Origin of the sequence: Methylomonas sp. 11b (assembly GCF_000515215.1) — a bacterium.
In the GTDB taxonomy this organism is placed as follows: domain Bacteria; phylum Pseudomonadota; class Gammaproteobacteria; order Methylococcales; family Methylomonadaceae; genus Methylomonas.
The window spans coordinates 2,768,905-2,794,328 of sequence record NZ_KI911557.1; the positions used below are offsets into that span (position 1 = coordinate 2,768,905).

Sequence of the window (25,424 nt, forward strand, 5' to 3'; positions counted from 1 at the left end):
ATTCCTCTTTAAATTATCGAGCTAATAGTTGAATTAGAAATACATGTTAACAAAACTCTCTAACGTTCCAACACCCTACTCCGGTAGGGTTCCCTGGCTACACGCGCCTTCCGATAATGCCGCCCAAACTCGGCTCCGCTAGGCAGGTTTCCGAGTATTTACATCCGTTCGAGAACTACTTTTTGGGGGGAAAATGATGAAACAGAAAGCTATATACGCCGCGCTATCCGGGCTCTGCATATTGGCGGCAGGTAGTGCCCAAGCCCAGTTGTTCGACCGCGGCGGCGGCCTGATTTACGACAGCGAGCTCAACGTCACCTGGCTGGCAGACGCCAACTACGCCAATACTAGCGGCTCCTATAATCCAGGCAAAATGAGCTGGCAAAACGCCGTGGCCTGGGTGGAAGGCCTAAGCTATGCGGACAGCGTGCGCGGCACCACCTACAGCGATTGGCGTCTGCCGACCTTTCACGACCTGGGCGCCCAGGGCTGCGACTATGGTTACAGTGGCACAGACTGTGGTTACAACGTCGATTTAGCCAGCTCGGAACTGGCGCATCTGTTCTACGGCGATTTCGCGAATAAGGGATACGCCGATTCGCGCGGCTTGCCCCAACCCGGCCACGGCCTCGTCGACGACCCGTCCACGCCCAATGACGAAAGCCTGTTCAGCAACCTGCAATCCTTCAGCTATTGGCTGGGCAGCAGCTATTACAATGATGCCAACAAAGCCTGGTATTTGAACACCGCCACCGGCATGCAAAACTACATCAGCAAGGGCAACCAATTTTATGTTCTGGCAGTCCGCAGCGGCGACGTAACCGCGGTGCCGCTGCCCGGCACGGCCTTGTTCTTCGGCAGCCTCTTGGCGGGATTTTCGATCAACGCTTCCCGCCGCAAAATCGCTGAGGATTTCCCTAAAAACAACTTCCCGAAATGACTTTTCCCGCCAAACCGTTCGTGCTGGGCTTGCATGGATGCAGGAGCGATAGCCGAGAACCCAATCGATGCATGAACGGTTTGGGGCGAATGGTCTCGGAAGCAATCTGTAGTAAAAAGGGCGAATCAGCCAAAACCCGTTACTGAACCGATGAAATTTAAATCACCACTAATGGCCGTTTTGTTGCTCTCGCTGAGCGGCTGCGCCGCCACCATCCCCGACATCACAACGGCAGAAGTCACCGGCCGGCAGGTGGAATTTGCGCTTAGCAAGCACCAGACTGTACCGGTCATCTTCGAAAACGGACTAGGCGGGACTTTCGAATATTGGACAGAAATTTATCCCACGATAGCGCGCGATGCCACGGCCTTGGTTTATAACCGCGCCGGCTACGGGAATAGCGCAGCGGCGACAACGACGAGGGACGGCCGGCATATTATTGAAGAGTTGCGCGGTTTGCTTGCCAGCCAGGGTCTAACGCCGCCTTATGTGCTGGTGGGGCATTCGCTGGGCGGTTTGTATATGCAATGGTATGCCCGGCATCACCCACAGGACGTGGCGGCCTTGATTCTGGTTGATTCGACTCACCCTGCTCAACTCAAAGGCGCCGGGGCAATCGAAAACTGGCCGCTCTGGGTGCGTTTGCTGTTCGATATGCTGACATCGGCAACTGCCGAACAAGAGCTGGCGGCGCTGGATCTAACCGGTGACGAAGTATTGGCCGCCCCGCCCTATAGCGGCGGACCGATCATAGTGCTGAGCGCTGCGCAACCTCTGGAGGACACCTCGGAGTTGGCGCTCGATGCCAATCAAAAACGCAAGGATATTGCGCAGCTATATCCAGGGGCAATTCAACGCTGGGTAGATAGCGGCCACGTCATTCCGCTGGAGAAGCCGGAGTCTATTATTTCCGCGATCCGCGAAGTCTTGTTGACCACGCAGCCGAATTCCACTAAGCCCAATGCTGTAACCAACAAGCCCTAAGCGGGATCTGCCAATTAGTAACTCAACCTAGGTTCTCATTTTTGAATCAATTTGCGCGCCCGCGCAGGGTGCGACCGGCAAGGATAACGATACAAATAATTACTTGGAGGGGTTAAGGCGCCTGAAGGTTGCGGAAATATGCTGCAACCTTCAGGTTTAGATAACGGCTTTGCCCAACACAGACTGGTTGCTCGCCTCCTAAATTAGCCTACCCGCTTGGGTAAGCTTATTTACGCAGGCGCTTATAAGCATTGATCAATCCGTTGGTGGAGCTGTCGTGGTCGGTGACAACGTCTTCGTTTTTCAGCTGCGGCAGAATCGCCCGCGCTAACACTTTCCCCAATTCCACGCCCATTTGATCGAAGGAATTGATATTCCAGATTACGCCTTGCACGAAGATTTTGTGTTCGTAAAACGCGATCAGGGTGCCCAAGGTTCTGGGAGTAAGTTTTTTGAATAAAAACGAGTTGGACGGTTTGTTGCCTTCGAAAATTTTCGAGGCAATCAAAGCGTCGTCCAGATTAGGCTCGTGACTCAAATCTTTTCTAACCTCGGCTTCGGTTTTACCGCGCATCAAGGCTTCGGCTTGCGCCAGAAAGTTGGAGATCAGGATATCGTGATGATCCGGTAAATTGTATTGGCTTTGCGCAGCCGCCAAGAAATCGCCTGGAATCAGTTTGGTACCCTGATGAATCAACTGAAAAAAAGCGTGCTGGCCGTTGGTACCGGGCTGGCCCCAGATAATCGGGCCGGTGTTGTAGTCGACCTTGTCACCGCTGATCGTGGCGCTTTTGCCGTTGCTTTCCATATCGCCCTGCTGGAAATAATCGGCGAAGTATTTCAAGGACTGGGCGTAAGGCAGAATCGCGTAAGTTTCCGCTTCGAAGAAGTTGTTGTACCAGATACCTAGTAAGCCCATGATCACAGGAATGTTCTTTTCGAACGGCGCGCTACGGAAATGTTCGTCGGCAATATGCGCGCCCATCAGCAACTCTTCGAAATTGTCCATACCTATGTAAAGGGCAATCGACATGCCGATCACGGACCACAAGGAATAGCGGCCACCGACCCAATCCCAGAACTCGAACATATTGTCCGGGTCGATGCCAAATTCTTTCACCTTGGTGACATTGGTCGAGATGGCCACGAAATGTTTGGAGATATGCGCGGGATCGACAGCCGCCTGCAAGAACCAGTTGCGCGCCGAACGGGCGTTGGTCATGGTTTCTTGCGTGGTAAAGGTTTTTGAGGAAATCAAAAACAAAGTGGTTTCCGGGTTGAGCGGTTTCAGCGTTTCGACGATGTCGGTTTGATCGACGTTGGAAACGAAATGGGCTTTCAAGCCGTCTTTACCGTAGGGCGCCAGCGCGGTATCGACCATTTTCGGTCCCAGGTCGGAACCGCCGATACCGATATTGACGATGTCGGTAATGGTTTTGCCGGTGTAGCCGGTCCAGGCGCCTGAACGGACTTGTTCCGTAAATACCCGCATTTTTGCCAAAACTTTATTGATTTCCGGCATGACGTCTTCGCCGCGAAAAAATACCGGCTTATTACTGCGGTTGCGTAAGGCTGTATGCAAGACAGCACGTTTTTCCGTGGTATTAATAATGGAACCGGAAAACATAGCTTCGGTCTTGGCGGAAAGCTCCGCGCGGCTTGCCAATTCAATCAACAAAGGCAACGTTTCTTCGGTAATTAGATTTTTAGAGAAATCGAACAGCAAATCGTCAAATGTCACGGAAAACTTGTCGAAGCGTTGCGGATCTTTATCGAACGCATCCTTCATGCAAAATTTGCCGGCAATCTCGCGGTGATGTTGCTTAACGGCATTCCATTCGGCAGAGTTTATTAATTTGGACATATTGTTGTTATTTAATTAACCGGATAGGGGATATTTCAGTAGACCTGAACAGGCAGAGACAATTTAAAGGAATGATTCATAACCCCATTATAAGGATTGTCTTTGATCGCTGACAAAAAAAATTACAGCTTGAATCGATCATCTCAACTACGGCACGATAGCCTTTCTTTGGCTAGGGCGATGTGCTAGAGTTAGGCGCTGTTTTGATCGAAATCAGGCAGTTACGTTCGCCAATGATTTAAACACGTTCATGTATAACCACATGAAAAATAATAAAAACTACAGCATTTATTAACACGGGAAGGGTATTTATGAGAAGCTCTCGCATATTAAGAAACGGTTTACTGGGCTTGTTGGGCCTGATTTTTTCATCAGCAGTATTGGCGCACGGCGGTGCGGCGGGTACCGATACTGACCAATGTAAGTTCGAACTGGAAAAAGACCACTGGATCCATTACACCGCTTACCAGCCTAATGCCTACCCGGCGGAAGAGTTCTGCGGCAATATTCCCGATGTCAATACATTGACTCAATTGGTCTTCGACTATCAAGACCAACGCTATCGCGGCATGGCTATCGAATTTGAAGTGACCAAAGAGCCGGAAGGTAAACGGGTTTTCTTCCAAGCAGCCGAAAAACACAAATCCGGCACCGTCATATTGAACCTGCCATCAGGCGTACAAGAAGCCGGCAAACATCTGATCCACATCACGCTACTGCAAGATAACGGCGAAAGATTGGATGCCCACATGAGCTTTAAAGCCGGCGCAGGTCAACCGACCAGCAAAGGCAGCTATGCCTTGTATGCATTGGTGTTGTTCGCTGGCTTGTACATTTTTTATCTGTCTAACGCCGGCTTCAAACGTAAAGTCGACGAGATGATCGGTAAAGCGAAAGAAATCTAAGAAATACGCCGCAAGACCCGTTATTCCGCCTATGCTGCGAGGCGGAATAACGTACTTTCCGGCAGCCTTGTCAATCAGAACTATCGCGGCATAATCGACGCTATACATAACGCCCCTTCGAGGTAATGCAATAATGGTCAAATTCGTATCACTTGCCACACTGGTCTGTGCCTTGTCTGTTACTACTGTGTCCGCAAAAGAAATGCAGGATCACAATCAGATGATGAACCACGGCGACGGTCATTTGATGGATATGGATGGCGGCATGGTCATGGGCCAAAACACCGACACCTTGCCCGGCGGCTGCGATAAAATTGCCGCGACCAAGGAAATTACCGTGCATGCCGGACACAAGTATTCAGAGAAATTCCCAGGCACCATGTTTGCGTTCGATCAGCAGGAATTTCAATTCGAACCTTGCACCAAACTCACCGTACATTTCATCAACGAAGATGAAATCCGCCATCAATGGATGATGCACGGCTTACCGAAATATTTGTACCCTAAAGGTATGTTCCATTTGGAAGTCAGCGGTCCGGGCAAAGTATCCGGCACGCTAATCCTGCCACCGGGAGACAAAACCTACTTAGTGCATTGCGACATAGCACAGCACATGGAAAAAGGCATGAAAGCCCAACTAAAAGTCGGCAAAGGCAGCGAAGACTTACCCAGCATCCCTGGCGTAACCGCAGCGATTTTCCCCGACGATTACAGCGGCAGACCTTACGATCCTAAACTCGATGCGCCGGCTCCCAGCTCAGCTGTGGTGGCGCCCGTAGTGGCAGCGGCACCCGCTCCGGCTCCCGTAGCTGACGACTCGATTGTGTCCGGCACTACCGTGATTGGTTTGGCTATCGGCTTTATCGCCGCGCCTTGGCTGGCAAAACGCTTTAAAGGCATGAGCGCAGGCGAAATTATCGCTACCGTGCTGGAACAAGTCGCGCATGGCGTTGGCTATGTCATGCAATTGATCGGCAAGCTGATCAAAATGGTATCCGGCAAAAACGTCATCGCCTTACCGGATAAATAAATACTAAGCAAAAAGCCCCTGAAACAACTGTTTCAGGGGCTTTTTTATGGGCTAAACAAATGCAGTTAGAATCGCTCGGCCCTCTGGGATTATTTATCAGCGCCTTCATTTCGTCGACTGTTGCACCGGGTGGTTCGGAAGCGATACTGGCCTATCTGGTTAACAGTCAACAACATTCGGTCAGTCAGTTGGTGGCTATCGCCAGCATCGGCAACACACTGGGCGCAATGACGACTTGGTGGCTGGGACTATGGGCCGCGAAAAAATATCCCGCCGAGGCTTTAGCCAAACAACATCAAAAATCATTAAACACCGTGCGCCGCTGGGGCAGTTGGGCCTTGCTATTTTCCTGGCTACCGTTAGTTGGCGATGGCCTGTGTTTTGCCGGCGGCTGGCTGCGCCTTTCCATACTGTCCTCGCTGTTGGCGATTTTTTTAGGTAAAGTGTTGCGCTATGTCGCCGTTGCCTACGCCTTTGTCTGAGCTATGAGTTTCTTTTCCTTACCGCACTTCCCCGCCGCCAATACCGTTGCCGAGCACCGCAAACGCGATTATCAGATTGCCGGGTTTACCTTTGTCACCACCACCATCTGTTTGACGATGGATGGCTTCGCGCCGCAATTCATGCAATACGTGCTGGCGTTTTTCGGTTGGGTGTTTTTGATCGCCTGGCTGCGCGGTGAATGTAAGTATGTACGCACTCAAGTGGCGGTGGCTGTCACCTTTGCGGTGATTGGGGAATATTTCGCTTCCGTATACATGAAAGGCTATATCTACCGCTTCGGCAATGTCCCGGCCTACGTGCCTGCCGGGCATGGCCTAGTCTATCTAACCGCCGTGGCGCTGGGCCGTTCCGGCTTGTTTCAGCAACACGCCCGGCGCATCGCGGTTTTCGTTGTTACTGTCTGCGGCACCTGGGTGGCTTGGGGCCTCAGTGGCATTGGGCGGCTAGACATTATCGGCGCAGTATTGTTTGTAGTGTTCCTGGGTTACTTGTTCAAAGGCCGCTCGCCTATGGTTTACTTGGGCGCGTTCTTTATCACCTCCTGGCTGGAAATCGTCGGCACCAGCGCCGGCACCTGGGCCTGGGCCGAGATTGACCCCGCGTCGCACCTGCCGCAAGGCAACCCGCCCAGCGGTGTTGCCGCCTGGTATTGTTTGGTTGATGCGGTGGCTATTGCTGGCGCCGGCCCGGTATTGCAGGCCTTCACCAAAACCGCACTGGTGTTGCAGCGGCAACGGGCCTGACAAGCGCCAAACCAGCTAGCCCCTATTCCTTCTTTTTACCAATTACTACATCACAAGCATGTAGTAACAAAATAGTTGCCCGATTGCGCTTATGACCGTTACAGTAAGCCATGCTCGTCGAATTCGATCACGCTAAAAGCGATAAAAACCTGCGGGAACGTGGCTTAAGCTTTGAACGAGCCGACGAATTCGACTTTGAAACCGCTGTCTATTTGATCGATGACCGGCACGACTATGGCGAAATTCGCTGGATCGCAATTGGTTATCTCGACGATAGACTCCATATTCTGTGCTTTGTATATATTCCCGATGGCATCCGGGTGATCAGTTTTCGCAAAGCTAACTCGAGAGAGGCTCGCAAACATGGCAAATCCCTTACCCTTGACTGATGCGGATGGTGAAGTCCGTGAATTGACGTCCGACGATTTTAAAAACGCATCAAAGTTTTCCGAATTGCCAGAGTCGTTACAGAATGTGTTGCGCGGCAGAGGCAAACAACAGGCACCAACCAAGGTTTCCACGACTGTTCGTTTTGACGCCGATGTCATCGCTGCTTTCCGCGCGACAGGGAGCGGCTGGCAAACTCGGATGAACGACGCTTTGAAAGAATGGCTCAAGGAACATTCGCCGGTTTGATATCAAATGGCTGATTAGCAAAATTTGCCCGGCATTTGCAATCGCACGAATTTGAAACATCCCATTCCTCCGATTACGCTATCGCCAATCGGAGCTACCAGTTCTGGGTTTCACTTTATTTGACCCAGCCTAGCCTTCGGTTCCACATTTTGAATCGCATTCAAGCGTACCCGGTCACCTACTCGAATCAAGCCGCCGGCCAAAATCCGCGCCGTCATCCCGCCGTGACCGCGTAGCGCGTTATAGCTTCCCAAGCCCAATTCCGCAGCCATTTTCGAGCACGGATCGCAAGGCCCGGTGACTTGAATAATCACCTCATCGCCCACCGCCCATTCCAATATCGCATCCGGGAACGGTGAGCGCATGCCGATAAGATTAAGCCCCGAAACCACGAGATTGCGCCGCAGTTGAATCGGCTCTAATTCCACGAGGCCACACCAATTGGCGACAACAGGTAAGTGTTCGGCCTGAAACAAAGTCAGTTCGCGTTTTGACGATTGCCTGCCGGAACGCGCAGCGGTTGCCCGCCGGTCGCCCAGCAATCCTCGCCCAAGCTCTGCGCGGGCTTCATCAACCACAACCGCAGGCTCGCCACGTGCCGGACGGATGATAATTGCTTCGATCCGGCCTTCTGAAGCGAATTGTTGGGTGAGATCGTGGAGAGTCATGATTGGGTGGGGATTTGGTGCGTTTAGCTCTGTAGGCTGGGTTGAGCGATAGCGATACCCAGCAAAACGCCTTCGGTGCTGGGTTTCACGCTGTTCAACCCAGTGGTCCTAAAAGGGTGTGCCGACGTTAGGAAGCGCATCTGTCGCGACAGGTGCGCTTCACTTTGTTCAGGACATCCTTGGGGCCCTATGCTGAACGGCGACTGCGAGCCACAATGCCCGCTAAGGCAGACCCGAACAGCCAAACAGCGCCAGGTACGGGCACAGAACTTGGCACCACATCGTAGCTTACCGAACCGATACCGGTCCACCATGGGTTACTCCATTCGATCAAGTAACCACTGGTTGATGTCAAGTTGCTGAAGCTGAATAGATTCGATAAATTGTTTACCCCAATCAATCCGGAGAATTCATACACCGGAACTGCCACGCCCAACTCGTAGACTTTAACGGTTTCAGCTCTGCCTGCTCCACTGCTATCCCAAGACCCTAATCGGAAATTGTTCAAAGTTACACTGCTGCCTCCGACCGAAGCAAGCTCGACCTGGGCTTTGTCACCACCACTACTTGAACCTGTCCAAGCAGCAAATGGAAGATCATCTTAACCGGTAGTCCAGGTTTGCAGGGTACTGGTATGGACCCCGCCAGTGTTGTAATAGCGATAGGAAACGTCTATTCCGGCCTGGTCTCCATACGATTGGCTGATATAGCCGGCTTGACCGACTGCTAACAAGGGACCCAATCCGAAAACATTGCTGCTAGCAATTTGTTTGGTGGTGTAATTGAAGTCCAAGACAGAGGCTTGGCTGGACGATGAAGTTAGAATGCAAACGGCGCCCAATAAAGCAGCCACTGAGCGGTTATGAGCTCGGCGAGACAATTTGTTAGCTGAATTGATCGTTTGTTTATTGTTTTGCATGGATATCTCCTGTAAAAAAATTCGACATGATTGACGACTGCCCAAGCCACGAACTTGTGGGTGTGCAGGAAATCCCTGATGGAATAACACGTGCCGCTATTGAGTCTCGCACCTTAGATCGTTGACCGAAATTTCTTTAGCATTTACTGGGCCAATAATAAAAAAGCAGCTAACCAGTTAGTTTTATTTAACGATAGTGCGCCAGAGTCATGGGCAACTCACAGTCAAAAAACACGAAAAGTCAATCAGATATAAAAGCACGCCTTTCTTGCAATAGCCTAATCCGAGCTAACCGTTCTTTATCTAAATCGCCTAACAAGCCAACTTTGCCGCTATCCTCGCTAAAATCCGATTTAAATGTAAATTTTTTCGACAAGATACATTTCCCAAGCAGTGCCGGAGTAATTTACTCTAGCGCTCGCATCGAGTGCTTTCGATGAAGAGCGGCTACATTGCCGGTTAAATTCCAGTCCGCAGCCAATTTACGGTTAAAATAAGGTTTTAGAATTCAACCCAAGCTCATCCAACAAAAACATGGAAAAAACCTATTCCCCGCACGCAATCGAACAACGCTGGTATCAACTTTGGGAAGAGAGTGGCTACTTCGCGGCCAAGCAAGATGGCGACTCCTATTGCATCATGATTCCGCCGCCGAATGTCACCGGCAGTTTGCATATGGGGCATGCGTTTCAGGACACCATCATGGATGCGTTGACGCGGTATCACCGCATGAAAGGCTACAACACACTGTGGCAGCCGGGCACCGACCATGCCGGTATCGCCACGCAAATGGTGGTGGAACGCATCATCAACGCCGACGGCAAAACCCGCCACGACTTGGGCCGCGAGGCGTTTATCGAGAAAGTCTGGGAATGGAAGGAAGAGTCCGGCGGCACGATTACCCGGCAATTGCGGCGCATGGGTTCGTCGCTGGATTGGGAAAAAGAGCGATTCACCATGGACGATGGCATGTCGGACGCGGTGCAGGAAGTGTTCATCAAATTGTACGAAGAAGGCCTGATCTATCGCGGTAAGCGCCTGGTGAACTGGGATCCGGTGCTGCACACCGCCGTTTCCGACCTGGAAGTGTTATCGGAAGAAGAAAACGGTTCTATGTGGTACATGCGTTACCCGCTGACCAACGGCACCGGCCATTTATTGGTGGCAACCACCCGCCCGGAAACCATGCTGGGTGACGCGGCAGTGGCGATACATCCCGATGACGAGCGCTATAAACATCTGCTCGGCGAATTCGTCGAACTGCCGCTGACTGGTCGGCGCATTCCCATCATTGCCGACGAATACGTCGATCCGGAATTCGGTACCGGCGTCGTCAAAATCACCCCGGCTCACGACTTTAATGACTACGAAGTCTGGACTCGCCATAAACAAATGTCAGTGATTGCCGATCAACCGCATGGCGGCTTAATCAATATTTTTACCGTCGATGCGGCGATACGCGGCAACGACGACGGCTTTTCTATTATTCCTGAGGCCTATATCGGCCTGGACAGATTCGAAGCCCGCAAAAAAATCATCGCCGATCTGGATGCCCAAGGCCTACTGGAAAAAATCGCTGACCATAAATTAATGGTGCCGCGCGGCGACCGCACCGGCGCGGTGATCGAGCCGTTATTGACCAATCAGTGGTACGTGAAAATCGCCCCACTGGCCAAACCGGCCATCGAAGCGGTGGAAACCGGCGCAATCAAATTCGTACCCGACAACTGGAAAAACACCTATTTCGAATGGATGCGCAACATCCAGGATTGGTGTATCTCCCGGCAAATCTGGTGGGGCCACCGCATCCCGGCCTGGTACGACGACCAGGGCAATACCTATGTCGGCCATTCGGAAGCGGAAATTCGGGAAAGACATGGCTTGGCCTCCGATTACACATTGAAGCAAGACGAAGATGTACTGGATACCTGGTTCTCGTCGGCGTTATGGCCGTTTTCGACTCTGGGTTGGCCGGCACAAACCCCGGAATTGGCGAAGCATTATCCCACCAGTGTAATGGTGACAGGTTTTGACATCATTTTCTTCTGGGTAGCGCGGATGATCATGATGGGCCTGAAGTTCCAAGGCGAAGTGCCGTTCAAGGAAGTGTACATCCACGGCCTGGTGCGCGACGCCGAAGGTCAGAAAATGTCCAAATCCAAGGGCAATGTGCTGGACCCGATCGACATCATCGACGGCATAGCTTTGGAAGACTTGGTTGCCAAACGCGTGTCCGGCATGATGCAGCCGCATCTGGCCAAAAAAATCGAGCAAGCCACCCGTAAGCAATTCCCGGATGGCATTCAATCGTTCGGCACCGACGCGCTGCGCTTCACCTTTGCTTCTTTGGCTTCCACCGGCCGCGATATTCGCTTTGATTTGCAGCGTACCGAAGGCTACCGCAACTTCTGCAATAAACTCTGGAACGCGGCGCGTTACGTACTGATGAACACCGAGGATCACGATAACGGCATCGACTGCGCGGAATGCACTTACAGCCAAGCCGACTTGTGGATTCTGTCGCGCTTGAATCGCACCATCGCGACGACGACCGATGCGATCAACAGCTATCGCTTCGATCTGGCCGCGCAAGCCATCTACGAATTCACCTGGAACGAATACTGCGATTGGTATCTGGAGTTGGCGAAAATCTCGCTGCAAAGCGACGATGAAACCTTGCAACGCGGCACTCGCCAAACTTTGTTGCGCGTGCTGGAAACCGTTTTACGGTTGGCGCATCCGATCATGCCGTTCATTACTGAGGAAATTTGGCAGCGGGTCGCACCGCTGGCCGGGGTTACTGCCGCCACCATCATGTTGCAGCCGTATCCGGAAAGCGACAGTGCGGCGGTCAACACAGACGCGGAAACCAAAATCCAATGGGCCATGGGCTTCATCCTCGGCATCCGCCGGATACGCGGCGAGATGAACATCGCACCAGGCAAACCGCTGAACGTGTTGTTGCAAAACGGTAGCCCCGCCGATCAAGCCTATTTAAAAGACAGTGAAAGCTACCTGTTAAAACTGGGCCGATTGGAGAGCATTACCTGGCTGGCAACGGACGACAACGCGCCTGAATCGGCAATCGCCTTGGTCGGCGACATGAAAATATTGATTCCGATGGCGGGTCTGATTGATAAAGACGCCGAACTGGCTAGACTGGACAAGGAAATCCAGCGTATCGAGAAAGAACTGCCGCGTATCGAAGGCAAGCTCGGCAATGCTGCGTTTGTCGACAAAGCGCCGCCGGAAGTCATCGACAAAGAGCGCGAGAAACTAGCGGGCTTACAATCATCCTTAAAAAGCCTGAACGAGCAATTCGCCAAAATCAAAGCTTTGTAAACATATGACCCCCACCGGCACCGCGCAAAAGCCACCGCAAACTCTGGACGAATGGACAGAGCTGCTCCGCGTGCAGGAAATGCCGATCTTCTCCAACACCGCGCATAACATCTACGCGGCGTTGGACGACAGGCACAAGGGGGCCATCGAGCTGGCGACGGTAATTCTGCAAGACCCCAATCTCACCGCCAAACTGCTTAAGGTCGGTAGCAGTCCCTATTACAATCCATCCAAGCAAAAGATGAGCACCGTATCGCGGGCCATTGTCGTGCTGGGTGCAGAAGTAATACGGGAACTGACGCTGGCCTGTTCGTTTTTCGAAGCGATGCTGTCGTCCACCAACAAGGACAGAGCCAACCGGGAGATTGCGCTGGCTCTGCATGCTGCGGTGCAAGCCAAAGACTTGGCGCTAAGCATGGGCGACACTTCGCCAGAAGAAGTGTTTATTGCTGCCCTACTGCACAATATCGGCCATATTGCCTTCTGGTGCTCCGGCAATCCGCAATCCAAAAAAGTCCACGAACTGATAGAAAAGAGCGGGCTGAACAATCGCGAAGCCGAGAAAAAAATACTGGGCTTTACCTTGCAGGACTTGGGCAAAAAACTGAGCAAATCCTGGTGCCTGAGCGGCTTGATAGAAGAGGCCATCGCCAAACCGGATTCCGCGGAGAGACGGGTGCAAATGGTGCAACTGGGTCATCAGATCTGCGCGGCGCTTAAATCGGGCAAAGACTCGGAAGCCATGCAGGCTTGTCTGGCAAAAGTTGCTGAATTTTCCGGCCTGTCGCCGGCAACCCTAAAAGCCAAGATCGACAAAAACACTTTGGAAGCGGTGCACATTGCCCGGCAATTCGGCGCTAACGACGCCTCCAAATTCATCAGCACCGAAGCTATCATCGCCAAATTCGAAGACGCTGAAGAGGAAAAGGCCGATAAGAAGCAGCTGCAATTTCAAATTTTGCAGGACATCAGCAGCCACATCAGCGGACAAATCGATCTAAACGGCCTGTTTGAGATGGTGCTGGAAGGCATACATCGCGGTGTGGAAATGGACAGAACCCTATTCATGCTGCTCAGTCCGGATAAACAGACGCTAAACGAAAAATTTTCCCTGGGCTGGCACAAAATCGCGCTCGACCAAAAAATCCGCATATACAATTCCGAACCCTCGGCAAACTTACTGTTTCACGCCCTACAACAGCAAGAAGGCGTCTGGCTGTTTCCCCAGCAACATCATGAGCTTTACACCCCGCAGATCCGCCAGCATATCGGCGAATACGAGTGCTTCGTTTTCCCGGTTTATGCGGAAAAAAAGACCGTAGGCCTTATTTATTGCGACCACTCTATTCATGGACTACCCTTAACTCGCGAGGACTTCATCGCAGCCAAGCACTTTGCCAAACAAGCGCATATCGGCTTAACCCTATACTGCATGAAAAACCACTAATCCATGACAGACCATCAGCTTGCCAATTTACAGGTTTTTCTCGTCGAACCGTCCCATACTCAGCAGCAGATCATCTCCCACTTTTTACTCGACTGCGATATAAACGATATTACCTGTGTGCAAAGCGGCGCCGAGCTATTCGAACGCTTACAGCACTCCCGCCCCGATCTGATTATCAGCTCCATGTACCTGCCGGACATGACCGGCGTGGAATTGGTGCACGCACTGCGCAACGACGATGCCTCGTATGAAATGGCCTTTTTGCTCATTTCCAGCGAGACGAATATCAAATACCTTGAACCGATCCGCCAGGCCGGCGCGATTGCCATATTACCCAAGCCGTTTACCCGTCAGGCCTTGGAAACCGCCCTGCATTCCACGCTGGAATATGTTCGCCCGGAAAAACTTAACCTGACGCACCTGGATGTCGAAGACCTGCGAGTACTGCTGGTGGACGACAGCGAATTCTCGTTGAAATATCTCACCAGGGTTTTCGAAAACATCGGCATCTACCAGATCGTTACGGCTCATGACGGCAAACAGGGTTTACAGATATTCAATCAGCAGTATTTTGATCTGGTCGTTACCGACTACAACATGCCGGAGATGGACGGCTTGCAGTTGATAGACCATATCCGCAATCATCCCGAGCGCGGCTCGGTGCCCATTCTCATGGTCACCAGCGAGCAAAACCAAAATCGCCTGGCGGCGATAGAGAAATCCGAAGTATCAGCCATACTTGACAAGCCCTTCGAAGCCACTTCAATCAAACGCCTCCTGATTAATTTGCTCAATTGAGCTAATCTTGTGTGGCGAGCGAATACCACACAACATGCGCGGCTATCGCAACCCCGGATCGAAGCAATGTCCGATGCGTTCATGATCAAGCTCATCCGGTTTTCGCGCAAAATATGCTTGGACTGACCACCAATAGCCCCAAATTAAGGTACGGAATATGAAGCCGACTATCACGCCTAACAATAACGAAAAAAAACTCGCGGATGACGATTTTATCGTTTCCAAGACCGACACCTCGGGGCGGATCACTTACGCTAATCGCATTTTTATGGAAATCGCCGGCTATCCGGAACACCAATTGCTGGGCATACAACACAACATCATCAGACACCCGGATATGCCGCGCGGCGTGTTTAGATTCATGTGGAATACCTTAAAAGCCGGTGACGAGTTTTTCGGGTTTGCCAAAAATCTATGCCGGGATGGCGGATATTATTGGGTATTTGCCAACATTACTCCGGACTATGACAAAGACGGTAAATTGCAGGGTTACTATTCGGTGCGCCGTAACCCGCCCCGTAACGCACTTGGGGTCATCATACCGATTTATCAGGAAATGTTGGCCATCGAGAAACGCCATTCAGTTAAAGATGCCCCGGATAAATCGCTGGAATACCTATTCGACGTGGTTCAGCAAGCCGGCGTTAAAAATTACAATAGCCTGGTGTTAAGCCTGTATAAACCCAACGGAGTGTAAGCCATGAATTCAAACGCCAATATTCCGTTTTTAAGAACCAAGCTGAATTATGCGGTGGCAACCATTATATTTTTCACTGTTGCCGCTTTCATCGACACGCTTATCACGCATGGATTTTCCTGGCTCATGCTTGGCTTGCTACTGCCGTTACCGGTGGTGGCCTTCGATGCCTGGCACGCCGGCAAACAATGCCTGCTGGTCTTAGAGCGGATCGAAGAAGTGTTAAGACACACTAATCAAGGCCAACTCTATCATCGCGTCACCAAAACGCGCGGCATGGGCGAAGTCGGCAAGATAGCCTGGGAGCTGAATGAGACCCTGGACATCATGGAGTCTTACTTCAAAGAAATGAACTCTTGTTTTAAACACGCCGCAGAAGGCAATTATGATCGTTATGCGCTGGTTGACGGCTTTCCAGGCATACTGAAAAAGTCGGCGAAGAATATGAACGACGCCATCAAATTAATGGATGAAAACGACAAACTGACGATCAAACGGCGTTTATCGGCAGGCCTGCATGCGCTCAACACCAACAATCTGCTCAACAATCTGAAAGGTAATCAAAGCGACTTGCTCAATATCACCGAGCAAATGCAGAAGGTAGAGAATATTGCTGTGGAAACAGGCGAGAACGCCAACGCCAGCCTATCCGCCGTAGAAACCATCAGTAATTCCCTGTCGGACATCAACTCCAATGTACATTCGGTATCGGATGTAATCGGCGCGCTAATTAACGACAGTAAAAAAATTACCGAATCCTTATCGATGATTACCGGGATTGCCGATCAAACCAACCTGCTGGCCTTAAACGCCTCGATAGAAGCGGCACGCGCCGGCGAGCACGGCCGAGGCTTCGCGGTGGTCGCCGACGAAGTCAAAAATCTCTCCGAACACACCAAGAACGCCGCACTTGAGGTGTCCAGAACCCTCAAGTCGTTCAATAAGCGGGTTGAACAAATGCAAACCGAAGCGGAAAGCTCCTCCGCGCTTTCGCAAGAGATACTGGCGCAAGTCAATTCCTTCCGCCAACAATTTTCCAATTTATCCCGGTCCGCAAAGATCTCGGTCGATTACATTTCTTATGCCAAAGACAAATCTTTCGGCGTCCTGGCTAAACTCGATCATGTGGTCTACAAACAAAACGGCTATGTGGCCGTCGAAACAGCCAACGAATGCCCTCATCACCAAGCCATCATGGTAGACAACCATAATTGCCGCTTAGGAAAATGGTATTACGAGGGACTGGGTTATGAAAAATTCCGCTCGACCAGCGCTTACGCTAAATTGAATCAACCGCATGCCGATGTGCATAGGACTACACAAAAGGCTTATGAAGTTTCTCGCGACAGATGGGTGGATGATCCAGGCATGCTCGATGAAATCATTCGGCAAATGCAACTGGCCGAGGCCGCCAGCGCCGAGGTGATGCAATATATCGATGCGATGGTGGAAGAAAGACACAAAAACGTATAGCACTTAGCTGAACGAAATCGTCGCGCAAGTAGCTTCGGCGCCAAGCGCAGGCTGGAGCTTAGGGGCTAGAATGGATTCTCTGTGGTCTAACGGCTCCTAACTTCGCAAAAATGACGAATCTTGGGAATTTAATGGCCGGGTCAATAACAATTGGTAACCTCTAATCCCCGTCCGGGAAAGAGTCGCTGGGCTCCTTGCTGAATAGTTACACATTCTGCAACGGGCTTGAACCAAACTAACTTCCCAAATATTCCACCGTCACTTCCGCCAATCCGCGCATGCCGATCTGTTCCGCCGCGCCCTGGGACAGATCGATAAGTCGATTAGCTTTGAAAGGCCCCCTGTCGTTAATCACCACATCCACGTAACGGCCGTTACGCAGATTGGTCACCCGAACTTTAGAGGGAATCGGCAGCGTTTTATGCGCCGCCGTCATACCCCGCGGATCGAAGCGGTCGCCGTTGGCAGTAAAATTACCGGATTCTGCGCCATACCAGGAAGCCAAGCCCTGCGCCTTGTAACCCAACGCGCTTTGCATGGGTGAATAAGTTTTACCTTTAACTTTGTAAGATTTAGTGTAAGTGGTCTTGGTAGTACCGGGCAGCATCGCTTGATCATCATTGCGTTGCAGCGTTGGAATACCGGAACAAGCACTAAGCAGACTAAGAAACATCAGCGGCATAACCGCGCGCCATCGCCGCACGTTGAGGCTAAATCGGCTTGAAAAAACCGATACCGTATCTAAAAACATAACTGTTTCTCCGCGAGGAAGACTGCTTAAACAAGCAGCCTTCAATGGATTGACTTGAAAAATTCAGAAGAGATTGCCGAGCAGGTTTGTCTTGACGGATTGCTCAGTTAACTACTCGATGGCCGCGTTGGCGTAAGCAGTTGTTGTAGGCGTTTTTATAGCGGTCTTCGGATTGAATACCTTGTTTGGATGCCCCGCCGATACCGCCGGCAGCCGCACCGATAGCCGCACCTTTTCCAGGGCTGCCGAGCACAGCACCCAAAGCGGCGCCACCGGCCGCGCCAATCAGACCGCCAACGCCGGCGCCTATTGCGGTTTCCTTCGCGGTGCCCCCGGACGCTTGCGACGCCAATTGCTGGCACTCATGCATATCCTGATTCAAGCGATAAGAGTTCTGGTTATTGTAAGTGTCGACGGTTGGCGTCCAACCGGTTTGCGAAGCGCAAGCCGATAACAACAGACAAGCAGCAGTGACTGAACAGACTGTGAGCTTCTTCATTATCTATTCATCCCATTGCCAATCCACGAACCGGCCGCAGCACCGATACCGGCCGCCAATGGGTCGCCCCGACCCATTTCATAACCCATAGCACTGCCCACCAAACCGCCAACCAAGCCCTGCGGAGAACGCTGGTCGTAACCACCATATCTGACGGGCGGGGGTGGCGGTGGCGCGTAATAGCGCTGTTGCATGGGCACGTATTCTACTACTCGCTCGGGCACGTACACGCGCTCCACCGGGTAAGCCGGATAATACTCGCGGCCGTAGCCGTGCCCATGATGATGATGGTGCCGATGATGGCGATGCTCGCCCCAATCGTCGTCGGCCAAAGCCATTGACGAAAACAACAAACCGATCAACATGATATTTGTCATTCTGAACATATACGACTCCTTGTTGGGAAATTATTCAGTTGCGGCAAATTCTAGGGAGGCTGGCTTAAAACAGAATTAAGGGCAGATTATGATCGGATTAAGAATATCGCCGCGCCGACTATTAAACCGGCCCGCAAATATTGTCGCTCCCTCGTAGGCGGGAGCCCAGTTGTCACGGTGGATTCCCGCTTCCGCGGGAAAGACGGTACCAGGAAATTTTAGGGCTTGGTTAACAGTCAGCTAAGCAAGGAAATCAGTAACAACCCGGACATAATATTGACTGACCTCGATGCCATGATTCGCAATTAACCGGGACGGACCATATCAGCATACAGTCGCGCTGGGTTGCAAAACAGTTAGATCTGTTTTTTTAGCATGCATTCGAAGTTGAAAGGTTTGCTGGTCGTTCAGGCGGTTTCAGGGCCGCTGTTCTCAATCTCCTGTCGCTTCAGCAAGAAGATATTTGGTATTTGAAAGGAGATATTGGGTTTCTCGTTAGAACAGGGAAGCCTAATCCTCTGAAACCACCATCTTCCGGAATCCAAACCACTCATCCAAAACCTGGTGCACATCGTCAATCCCGACTTTGTTCAAAGCCGAAAACAACTGCAAGGTCACCACAATATCCGCCTGACTCAAATCCCGTTGCACCTGTAGTAAAGTCGTCTTGGCCGCACCGTATTTCAGTTTGTCGGACTTGGTCAACAGGATGTGCAAGGGCAGTTTACGGTGCTCGCACCACTCGACCATTTGCCAGTCGAAGTCGGTGAGCGGGTGACGGATGTCCATGACCTGGACGATGCCGCACAGAGCTTGGCGGTCGTGCAAGTAGCTTTCCATCATGTGCCGCCACTCTTTTTTGATGGCTTCCGGGACTTTGGCGTAGCCGTAACCGGGTAGATCGACCAGTTTGCGCTTCGCGTCGATTTCAAAAAAATTCAGCAATTGCGTGCGCCCGGGGGTTTTACTGACGCGTGCCAGGGCGTTTTGTTGTACGAGGGTATTGATCGCACTGGATTTACCGGCGTTGGAACGGCCGGCGAAAGCGATCTCCATGCCTTGGTCGGGCGGTGCGTCCTTCAGTTTGGGGGCGCTGTTGATGAACTTGGCCTGGTGGTAGATGGGATTCATCACAGTCTCGCTTAGTGTTTATAAATCGGTTAGAATCCGGGCATTATAACGTCCGGCGGCTGACATCAGCTTGCTTAATGTCGATCAACCTTCCTGAGCAGGGGCCCATAATGATAAAAAAATTGCTGACTGTTTCCATCTCTTTGTTGTTGGCAACCGCCGCCGGCCATGTAAACGCGCAAGGTAATGCCAGCGCCAGCGCCGGAAAAACCAAAGCCGCCAGTTGCGCGGGCTGCCATGGCGAAGACGGTAACAGCACGATGCCGGCGTTTCCGAAATTAGCGGGACAGCACCAAACTTATTTGGTTAAACAATTACAAGCGTTCAAGAGTGGCGCGCGCTTGGCGCCTATGATGGCACCATTGGCGGCGGGCCTTGATGATCAGACAATTCAGGAACTTGCCAGTTATTATGCCGGCAACAAAATTTCCACCAATCCGGCGCCGAAACTGCCGCCGAGTGATGACGACGATGCGCCTGCTAAAACACCCGAGCAAGAAAAAGCCGCGCTGGACGCCTTAATTACGCAAGGTAGCGATTTATACCGTAACGGTAATATCAGCCGCGAAGTATCGGCGTGCGTGGCATGCCACGGCCCTTATGCGGAAGGCAATAAGCCGGCCTCGTTCCCGTCCTTGCATTCTCAGCATGCTGATTATCTGATTAAAAGTCTGACTGATTTCAAAACCGGCGCGCGCAGCAATAATCGGGAAAACATGATGCACATGATCGCCACCAAAATGACTGACGAGGATATTAAAGCGGTTGCTTACTACATCTCCACGATGAAATAAGCATTCGTTGTCCGGCGGAGCCGCTGCTCTGCCGGATTTGATCCAGTCCTTAATTCACAAGGATTAAACTCTCTTCCTCATTCATGTCGCAATCTACCGTCCTCGCACTGAATACCGCTATCCCTGACGGCTGGAGCGTAACTAGCCTACCCTTGAAAATTGGGTAAGGTCAGTCTTCGCAGGGGTTTATTGCCGATAGATTGTGGGATTGTCATTTGCTTGAAAGATGCGGTATGACTGCGTGAGAGCTTGACGAAGCGTGGATATGACAAGTCCTTGGCTTGATGGTTGCGCTCGGTTTGTTGTCAAATTGTTTGCGCATTTTAGCGTGAACATGGTTTTTTATCGGGAATACATTATTACGGAGAACGTTGATGTTAAAAATAATCGCATTATTGGGACTGTTGAGCTTTTCTTCTCTGGCAAATGCTGAAGGCGGTTACGAAGCCATAACGCCGGCGCAGCCGGTACAAAATCCGGACAAGATCGAAGTGATAGAATTTTTTTGGTACGGCTGTCCACATTGTTATAGCCTGGAGCCGGCCATGGTGGAATGGCTGAAAACCAAGCCGGCCCATGTTGAGTTTATCCGTCAACCGGCGGTATTCAGCGATCTGTGGGGCAAGCATGCCAAGGCTTATTTTACTGCCGAAGCGTTGGGCGTTTTGGATAAAGTCCATGCCGATCTGTTCGATGCGATTCAAAACAAGAAGCAAAAATTAGTCAGCGAAGACGAACTCGCGAAGTTTTTTGCCGATCATGGGGTTAAGGACGAGGAGTTTCGTAGCGCTTTTAACTCATTTTTAGTCGATGCCAAATTGCGTCAGGCCGAGTCTACCGGTCCGCGTTATGGTATTAGCGGTGTACCTGCGTTGATCGTCAACGGTAAATACAAAGTCACTGCGCAGTCCGCCAAATCCCAAGCCAATATGTTGACCGTTGTTAATCAATTGATAGCACAAGAAAGTCAGAAAAAATAAACGGCCAACTAACGAATTGCCGCACAAGGACGTGAGGGGCGAATGCTGATTGTAGGATATTCTTCACAAATTCAACGATAGTCTATAATCAAGCGACTAAGAATTTCAGAATTAGGGCACGTTTCATGGTTTTTTTTAAAAACAAGGATGAGGGTCCGGACAGGTGGAAGGAAAAATACCTCAAGCTGTTGGACGACCAGGAACACACTGAAAAACAATACAAAGCCAACGAAGAGTTGTTGTGCAAAACCATCGTCCGTTTTGCGCTGGCCGTTAAAGGCCTGAACCGGCAACTCGACCCTCACTTAAACCGTATTCGCAATTTATTAAAAAGCGGCCTGCAAAGTCAGCAATTGCAGAAAGAGCTATCGGCATTTTCCAACGCGCTGATAATGCTGGAAGAATCGCCTGAGCCTACCCTCATGGACGCTTCATTGCTGTTCGAGTTTCTTGGCAAGCAATATCCCCGACACTTGGATCAGCTCGATGAGATTCGCGAAAAATACGAAAACCGCCTCTTCAGTAACAATCAGGCCTTTTATCTGGCCCTGTTGGAGCTTATAGAAGACAACAAGCCGCCTGCCAACATTGACTTGGCCTTGGAACTGACCGGGGCAGATGCTAAAGCTATCAATATTCAACTGGTCCGCTTGTTGGACAATGCTGAAATTCCGTTGGTGTTTGCCGAAGATGCCGAAAAGATCAAAAACCGGCTGCATGCTGATCAAGCCTTAGGGCCTATTTTTGACGATACGGTTGCCTTGCTGTTGGCGGTAAAAAAACATTTGGAATCGGAACAGCAGGAGATGGCGGCATTTTTGTCGAAATTGACCGAGCAATTAACCGAGTTAGGTGTAAAAGCGACCGGCGTTAACGCCGCAAACGAAATAAGAGTTAAGAAGCGTAATCTGCTGGATCAGGCCGTATCCGAGCAAATCATGGAGCTACGCGAAAAGTCGGAGAACGCGACGCAGCTTGAGCCGCTGAAACAAATTGTCAGTAGTCGATTAACCACTATCACGCAACAAATTCAAGCGCACAATCTTCAGGAACAACAGGAACGGGATAAGGCCCAGCGCGAAATGCAGATCTTGTCGCAAAGGCTGCGGGAAATGGAGTCCGAGTCTTCTGATTTGCGCTCGAAGCTGGATCTTGCTCAACATCGCGCAACCCGCGATCCGTTGACTAATCTGCCGAATCGGTTGGCATTCGAGGATCGTTTGGCGGATGAGATGGCGCGTTGCCGACGGCATAAATTGCCGATGACGCTGATGGTTTGGGATGTGGATTTGTTCAAGAACATCAACGACACTTACGGACATAAGTGCGGGGATAAGGCCCTGATTGTTATTGCCGAATTATTATTCAAACACTGCCGGGAAACCGATTTTGTAGCCCGTTTCGGCGGCGAGGAGTTTGTGATGATATTGCCCGGCGCAGATGCCAAATCCGCCTTAGTGATAGCGGAAAAACTTCGAAAAACCGTGGAAAAAAGTAGTTTCAATGCGAATGGCAACAAAGTGTCTATTACCTTATCGTGCGGAATTAGCCAGTTTATCGATGGAGATAATAATGAATCGATTTTCAACAGAGCCGATTCAGGCTTGTACCGCGCCAAACAAACCGGCCGTAACCGCTGTGTTGTCGTGTAACCAAGTCGGATAGACATGGCGACTGCTACCCCTTACTCCGCTCCGCTCGATAACGAAAAGTTTTTATACAAGCTGGTCATCCAGCTGTTGATTTTTTGCCAAGGCAGCCACAAGTTGCTGGAGCCGCATCTGCTTGCGATAGGCGCCAAATTGCGGAGCGGTGCGAACTCCCATGAACTACTGTCCGAATTGCAAGCTGTATCTAAAACTTTGTTACACATTTCCAAGCAAGCCAAGCAGGATGTTAGCGCGGGGGAAGACGATGGTCCTGCGTTGCAAAACAACTATTTGCTGGAGCGTTTGGATGAACTGCTCAGCGATGCCGAGGTTCCCTTGCGTTTTCAGCAACAGACCTCGCTGTTAAAGCAACGGGTCAGGGCTAATCTCAGTGAGGATTCGTATAAGAAAGTCATCGACTCGGCGATTACCTTGCTGCTGAATATCAAAGATTACAGCGCATCCGAGCAGAAAGGCATCGATGTGTTTCTAGGCGATTTGAGCGAGAAGCTGGACGAGCTCGGACAAGACGTAGAAACAGCTGGGCAAGCTAATCGAGCATTGATTGATGATCGCGAGATTATGAATACAGAAATTCATAGGCAAGTGGGCAGTCTAAAGGACTCAACACAAGCTGCCGATGAACTTGATATGTTAAAGAACCAGACAGCCGAGCATCTTGATCGGTTATTGGAGCGGTTACTTGAGCATAAACAAATAGAAGATGAAAGGCAGCGGGATGCGCAAGAAAAAATTGAGTTAATGACGCAAAAATTGCAGGAGTTGGAAACCGAGACCGAGACCCTGCGCGTTAAACTCAAGATAGAGCACGACAAAGCCCTAAACGACTCCTTGACCGGCTTGCCGAATCGCTTGGCATACAACAATCGCGCGGAAATGGAATTGAAGCGTTGGAAGCGTTATAAAGCGCCGCTAGCGCTGATCATTTGGGATATTGATTTTTTCAAGCAAATCAATGATACCTACGGCCACAAGTCCGGCGATAAAACCCTGGCTTTGGTTGCGCAATTATTACTGAATAACTGTCGGGAAACAGACTTCGTGGCTCGCTACGGCGGCGAAGAGTTTGTCATGCTGATGCCGAATACTAATGCGTTTCAGGCGCTGGAAATGGCGGAAAACACCCGCAAGATGATTCAGAGTTGCGGATTTAATTCTAACGGCGAAAATGTCAATCTAACCCTGAGTTGCGGTATCAGTGAGTTTAATGAGGGCGATATGCATGACGATGTGTTCGTGCGGGCCGACCAGGCGCTCTATCAGTCAAAACAAGGCGGGCGTAATCGCTGTACGGTGTTCGAGCCATAGTCTTTACTGACGCCCACTTTTTGGCGGTTCGTTTAGACTCTCAGACTATCTAGCGCGAAAAGTTAGTTTTTTAGCGCCGCCCCTACAAAATCGCTCCCCACACCTGAACAATTTGTTCGCTTACTTTCAGCCAAACAGAAATGGGTAACGAACCGATCTGAACGGTGTATTGGCAGTCAGGCAGCGATCAAATATGCCGATTGCCTCATCGCAGGAGATGATTTCCTGCTGACTGTCCAGGATATAGTGGGCTAAATTAAGGATACATTTCCAATGGCGGCGATTGTCGATAAAGCGATAAGCCTGGAGCAACAATTCCTGCATTTTCTCTTCGCGCTGGGTTTTTGACGCGATAAAGTGATCCAGGTAGCTGAGCGCCTTTTCCAAATCACTGTAGCCGCCGTAGTTATGTAAAGCATTGAAACTTATTAGATTAATATTAAAAACTTCGTCGTCGCGAATGGACACGTATTTTGCTTCAGCCAACGGCCCAACCAATAAGTTGACTACATCCGCTTCGTAAGCGCGTTGGCAGGCGTGCTGCTGATTGTCGTCAGATAAGTCGTTAAAGCTTTCCACGACGGCAATCGGCAAGTTTTGGATTAAGTTGCCGTCTACGACTTTCGCAAAAAAATCGTCGTAAGCGTTAACTGGCCGTTTGACATGTATTTCGAAAAATACCGGAGGTAATTGTTTTTGGCGATTGCCAAGATGGATAGCCGCAGCATGTCCGGCTTCATGAAAAGCTGTGCGCCAATTTAGTTCGTTAGGATGCACGAAAGTTGACGTAGTCGAGTAGTAGTTTCGTTCCATAGACAGCGACCTCATCCAGAAAAAAGATGCGGCCCAGAGGCCGCATTGAGGAAGGATATTAAAACTCTTTACCCTTTAGGAGAGGGAGCGCATACATAAGAGTTGCATACAGTTTAATGGCGGATGTGTGTTTTGAAAATGTGACAAATTG

At 50.8% G+C, this 25,424-nt stretch carries 26 protein-coding genes; 17 read left to right on the forward strand and 9 right to left on the reverse strand.

From position 1 onward, the window contains the following. Positions 1 to 193 precede the first annotated feature (193 nt). Both METH11B_RS0113360 and METH11B_RS0113365 read left to right on the forward strand, forming a co-directional pair. Positions 194 to 940, forward strand: coding sequence for an Lcl domain-containing protein (locus METH11B_RS0113360; RefSeq protein ID WP_081733802.1), 747 nt, complete (start codon positions 194 to 196; stop codon positions 938 to 940). 150 nt (positions 941 to 1,090) lie between these two features. Continuing rightward, entirely contained in the window at positions 1,091 to 1,924 is an 834-nt protein-coding gene (locus tag METH11B_RS0113365; protein WP_026602451.1) for an alpha/beta fold hydrolase, read from the forward strand. Positions 1,925 to 2,150: 226 nt separating this feature from the next. Here the strand turns inward: METH11B_RS0113365 and pgi are convergent, their stop codons facing one another. Beyond that, complete coding sequence (gene pgi, locus METH11B_RS0113370) at positions 2,151 to 3,788, reverse strand: glucose-6-phosphate isomerase (protein ID WP_026602452.1); 1,638 nt, start codon at positions 3,786 to 3,788, stop codon at positions 2,151 to 2,153. Positions 3,789 to 4,099: 311 nt separating this feature from the next. Between pgi and METH11B_RS0113375 the strand changes: the two genes are divergently transcribed. From METH11B_RS0113375 to METH11B_RS0113400, 6 genes are all read left to right on the forward strand, one after another. After that, positions 4,100 to 4,693, forward strand: a complete 594-nt coding sequence (locus METH11B_RS0113375; protein ID WP_020484418.1) for a hypothetical protein — start codon at positions 4,100 to 4,102, stop codon at positions 4,691 to 4,693. 133 nt (positions 4,694 to 4,826) lie between these two features. Next, entirely contained in the window at positions 4,827 to 5,723 is an 897-nt protein-coding gene (locus METH11B_RS0113380) for a multicopper oxidase (protein WP_036275964.1), read from the forward strand. A gap of 59 nt (positions 5,724 to 5,782) precedes the next feature. After that, on the forward strand, positions 5,783 to 6,205 hold the full coding sequence (locus METH11B_RS0113385) for a YqaA family protein (RefSeq protein ID WP_026602454.1): 423 nt from the start codon (positions 5,783 to 5,785) through the stop codon (positions 6,203 to 6,205). Between the two features lie 3 nt (positions 6,206 to 6,208). Beyond that, positions 6,209 to 6,970: a hypothetical protein gene (locus tag METH11B_RS0113390; RefSeq protein WP_026602455.1), complete on the forward strand. Its 762-nt coding sequence runs from the start codon at positions 6,209 to 6,211 to the stop codon at positions 6,968 to 6,970. Between the two features lie 110 nt (positions 6,971 to 7,080). Next, positions 7,081 to 7,359, forward strand: coding sequence for a BrnT family toxin (locus METH11B_RS0113395; RefSeq protein ID WP_026602456.1), 279 nt, complete (start codon positions 7,081 to 7,083; stop codon positions 7,357 to 7,359). Beyond that, positions 7,334 to 7,606, forward strand: a complete 273-nt coding sequence (locus METH11B_RS0113400; protein WP_036275967.1) for a BrnA antitoxin family protein — start codon at positions 7,334 to 7,336, stop codon at positions 7,604 to 7,606. The genes METH11B_RS0113395 and METH11B_RS0113400 overlap by 26 nt, the downstream gene beginning before the upstream one ends. Before the next feature lie 110 nt (positions 7,607 to 7,716). Here METH11B_RS0113400 and METH11B_RS0113405 read toward each other — a convergent pair whose 3' ends face one another. The 3 genes from METH11B_RS0113405 to METH11B_RS0113410 form a co-directional block, all read right to left on the reverse strand. Beyond that, positions 7,717 to 8,274 (reverse strand): MOSC domain-containing protein, encoded by a 558-nt coding sequence (locus METH11B_RS0113405; protein ID WP_026602458.1) that lies wholly within the window; start codon positions 8,272 to 8,274, stop codon positions 7,717 to 7,719. Positions 8,275 to 8,461: 187 nt separating this feature from the next. After that, on the reverse strand, positions 8,462 to 8,704 hold the full coding sequence (locus tag METH11B_RS30180) for a PEP-CTERM sorting domain-containing protein (RefSeq protein WP_442919033.1): 243 nt from the start codon (positions 8,702 to 8,704) through the stop codon (positions 8,462 to 8,464). A 171-nt stretch (positions 8,705 to 8,875) separates the two neighbouring features. Further along, entirely contained in the window at positions 8,876 to 9,193 is a 318-nt protein-coding gene (locus METH11B_RS0113410) for a hypothetical protein (protein ID WP_026602459.1), read from the reverse strand. Positions 9,194 to 9,727: 534 nt separating this feature from the next. On the opposite strand from METH11B_RS0113410, the gene METH11B_RS0113415 reads away from it, so the two are divergent. The 5 genes from METH11B_RS0113415 (at position 9,728) to METH11B_RS0113435 (ending at position 16,950) form a co-directional block, all read left to right on the forward strand. Beyond that, on the forward strand, positions 9,728 to 12,535 hold the full coding sequence (locus METH11B_RS0113415; protein ID WP_026602460.1) for a valine--tRNA ligase: 2,808 nt from the start codon (positions 9,728 to 9,730) through the stop codon (positions 12,533 to 12,535). A 4-nt stretch (positions 12,536 to 12,539) separates the two neighbouring features. Then, positions 12,540 to 13,982, forward strand: coding sequence for an HDOD domain-containing protein (locus tag METH11B_RS0113420; RefSeq protein WP_026602461.1), 1,443 nt, complete (start codon positions 12,540 to 12,542; stop codon positions 13,980 to 13,982). 3 nt (positions 13,983 to 13,985) lie between these two features. Then, a complete protein-coding gene (locus tag METH11B_RS0113425; protein WP_026602462.1) occupies positions 13,986 to 14,780 on the forward strand; it encodes a response regulator in 795 nt (264 codons plus the stop codon). A gap of 157 nt (positions 14,781 to 14,937) precedes the next feature. Continuing rightward, positions 14,938 to 15,477 (forward strand): PAS domain-containing protein, encoded by a 540-nt coding sequence (locus tag METH11B_RS0113430; RefSeq protein ID WP_026602463.1) that lies wholly within the window; start codon positions 14,938 to 14,940, stop codon positions 15,475 to 15,477. A gap of 3 nt (positions 15,478 to 15,480) precedes the next feature. Further along, positions 15,481 to 16,950, forward strand: a complete 1,470-nt coding sequence (locus tag METH11B_RS0113435; RefSeq protein WP_026602464.1) for a methyl-accepting chemotaxis protein — start codon at positions 15,481 to 15,483, stop codon at positions 16,948 to 16,950. Between the two features lie 235 nt (positions 16,951 to 17,185). On the opposite strand, the gene METH11B_RS0113440 is transcribed toward METH11B_RS0113435, so the two are convergent. From METH11B_RS0113440 to yihA, 4 genes are all read right to left on the reverse strand, one after another. Beyond that, positions 17,186 to 17,701 (reverse strand): septal ring lytic transglycosylase RlpA family protein, encoded by a 516-nt coding sequence (locus METH11B_RS0113440; protein WP_026602465.1) that lies wholly within the window; start codon positions 17,699 to 17,701, stop codon positions 17,186 to 17,188. Positions 17,702 to 17,804: 103 nt separating this feature from the next. Continuing rightward, positions 17,805 to 18,200 carry a glycine zipper family protein gene (locus METH11B_RS0113445; protein ID WP_020484404.1) on the reverse strand — a complete coding sequence of 132 codons (396 nt, stop codon included), beginning with the start codon at positions 18,198 to 18,200 and terminating at the stop codon, positions 17,805 to 17,807. Next, complete coding sequence (locus tag METH11B_RS0113450; protein WP_020484403.1) at positions 18,200 to 18,586, reverse strand: hypothetical protein; 387 nt, start codon at positions 18,584 to 18,586, stop codon at positions 18,200 to 18,202. Before METH11B_RS0113450 ends, METH11B_RS0113445 begins: the two co-directional genes overlap by 1 nt. 501 nt (positions 18,587 to 19,087) lie before the next feature. Next, the gene (gene yihA, locus METH11B_RS0113455; RefSeq protein ID WP_026602466.1) at positions 19,088 to 19,708 is read right to left on the reverse strand and encodes a ribosome biogenesis GTP-binding protein YihA/YsxC; all 621 of its coding nucleotides are present in this window, start codon (positions 19,706 to 19,708) and stop codon (positions 19,088 to 19,090) included. 110 nt (positions 19,709 to 19,818) lie between these two features. Between yihA and METH11B_RS0113460 the strand changes: the two genes are divergently transcribed. The 4 genes from METH11B_RS0113460 to METH11B_RS0113475 all read left to right on the forward strand — a co-directional run bounded on the left by METH11B_RS0113460 (position 19,819) and on the right by METH11B_RS0113475 (position 24,460). After that, positions 19,819 to 20,502 (forward strand): c-type cytochrome, encoded by a 684-nt coding sequence (locus tag METH11B_RS0113460; RefSeq protein ID WP_026602467.1) that lies wholly within the window; start codon positions 19,819 to 19,821, stop codon positions 20,500 to 20,502. A 374-nt stretch (positions 20,503 to 20,876) separates the two neighbouring features. Continuing rightward, positions 20,877 to 21,482: a thiol:disulfide interchange protein DsbA/DsbL gene (locus tag METH11B_RS0113465; RefSeq protein ID WP_026602468.1), complete on the forward strand. Its 606-nt coding sequence runs from the start codon at positions 20,877 to 20,879 to the stop codon at positions 21,480 to 21,482. Positions 21,483 to 21,607: 125 nt separating this feature from the next. After that, positions 21,608 to 23,134 carry a diguanylate cyclase gene (locus tag METH11B_RS0113470; protein WP_020484399.1) on the forward strand — a complete coding sequence of 509 codons (1,527 nt, stop codon included), beginning with the start codon at positions 21,608 to 21,610 and terminating at the stop codon, positions 23,132 to 23,134. Between the two features lie 15 nt (positions 23,135 to 23,149). Next, positions 23,150 to 24,460, forward strand: a complete 1,311-nt coding sequence (locus tag METH11B_RS0113475; RefSeq protein ID WP_026602469.1) for a GGDEF domain-containing protein — start codon at positions 23,150 to 23,152, stop codon at positions 24,458 to 24,460. Positions 24,461 to 24,586: 126 nt separating this feature from the next. On the opposite strand, the gene METH11B_RS0113480 is transcribed toward METH11B_RS0113475, so the two are convergent. Then, positions 24,587 to 25,273 carry a hypothetical protein gene (locus METH11B_RS0113480; protein ID WP_026602470.1) on the reverse strand — a complete coding sequence of 229 codons (687 nt, stop codon included), beginning with the start codon at positions 25,271 to 25,273 and terminating at the stop codon, positions 24,587 to 24,589. Positions 25,274 to 25,424: the final 151 nt, after the last annotated feature.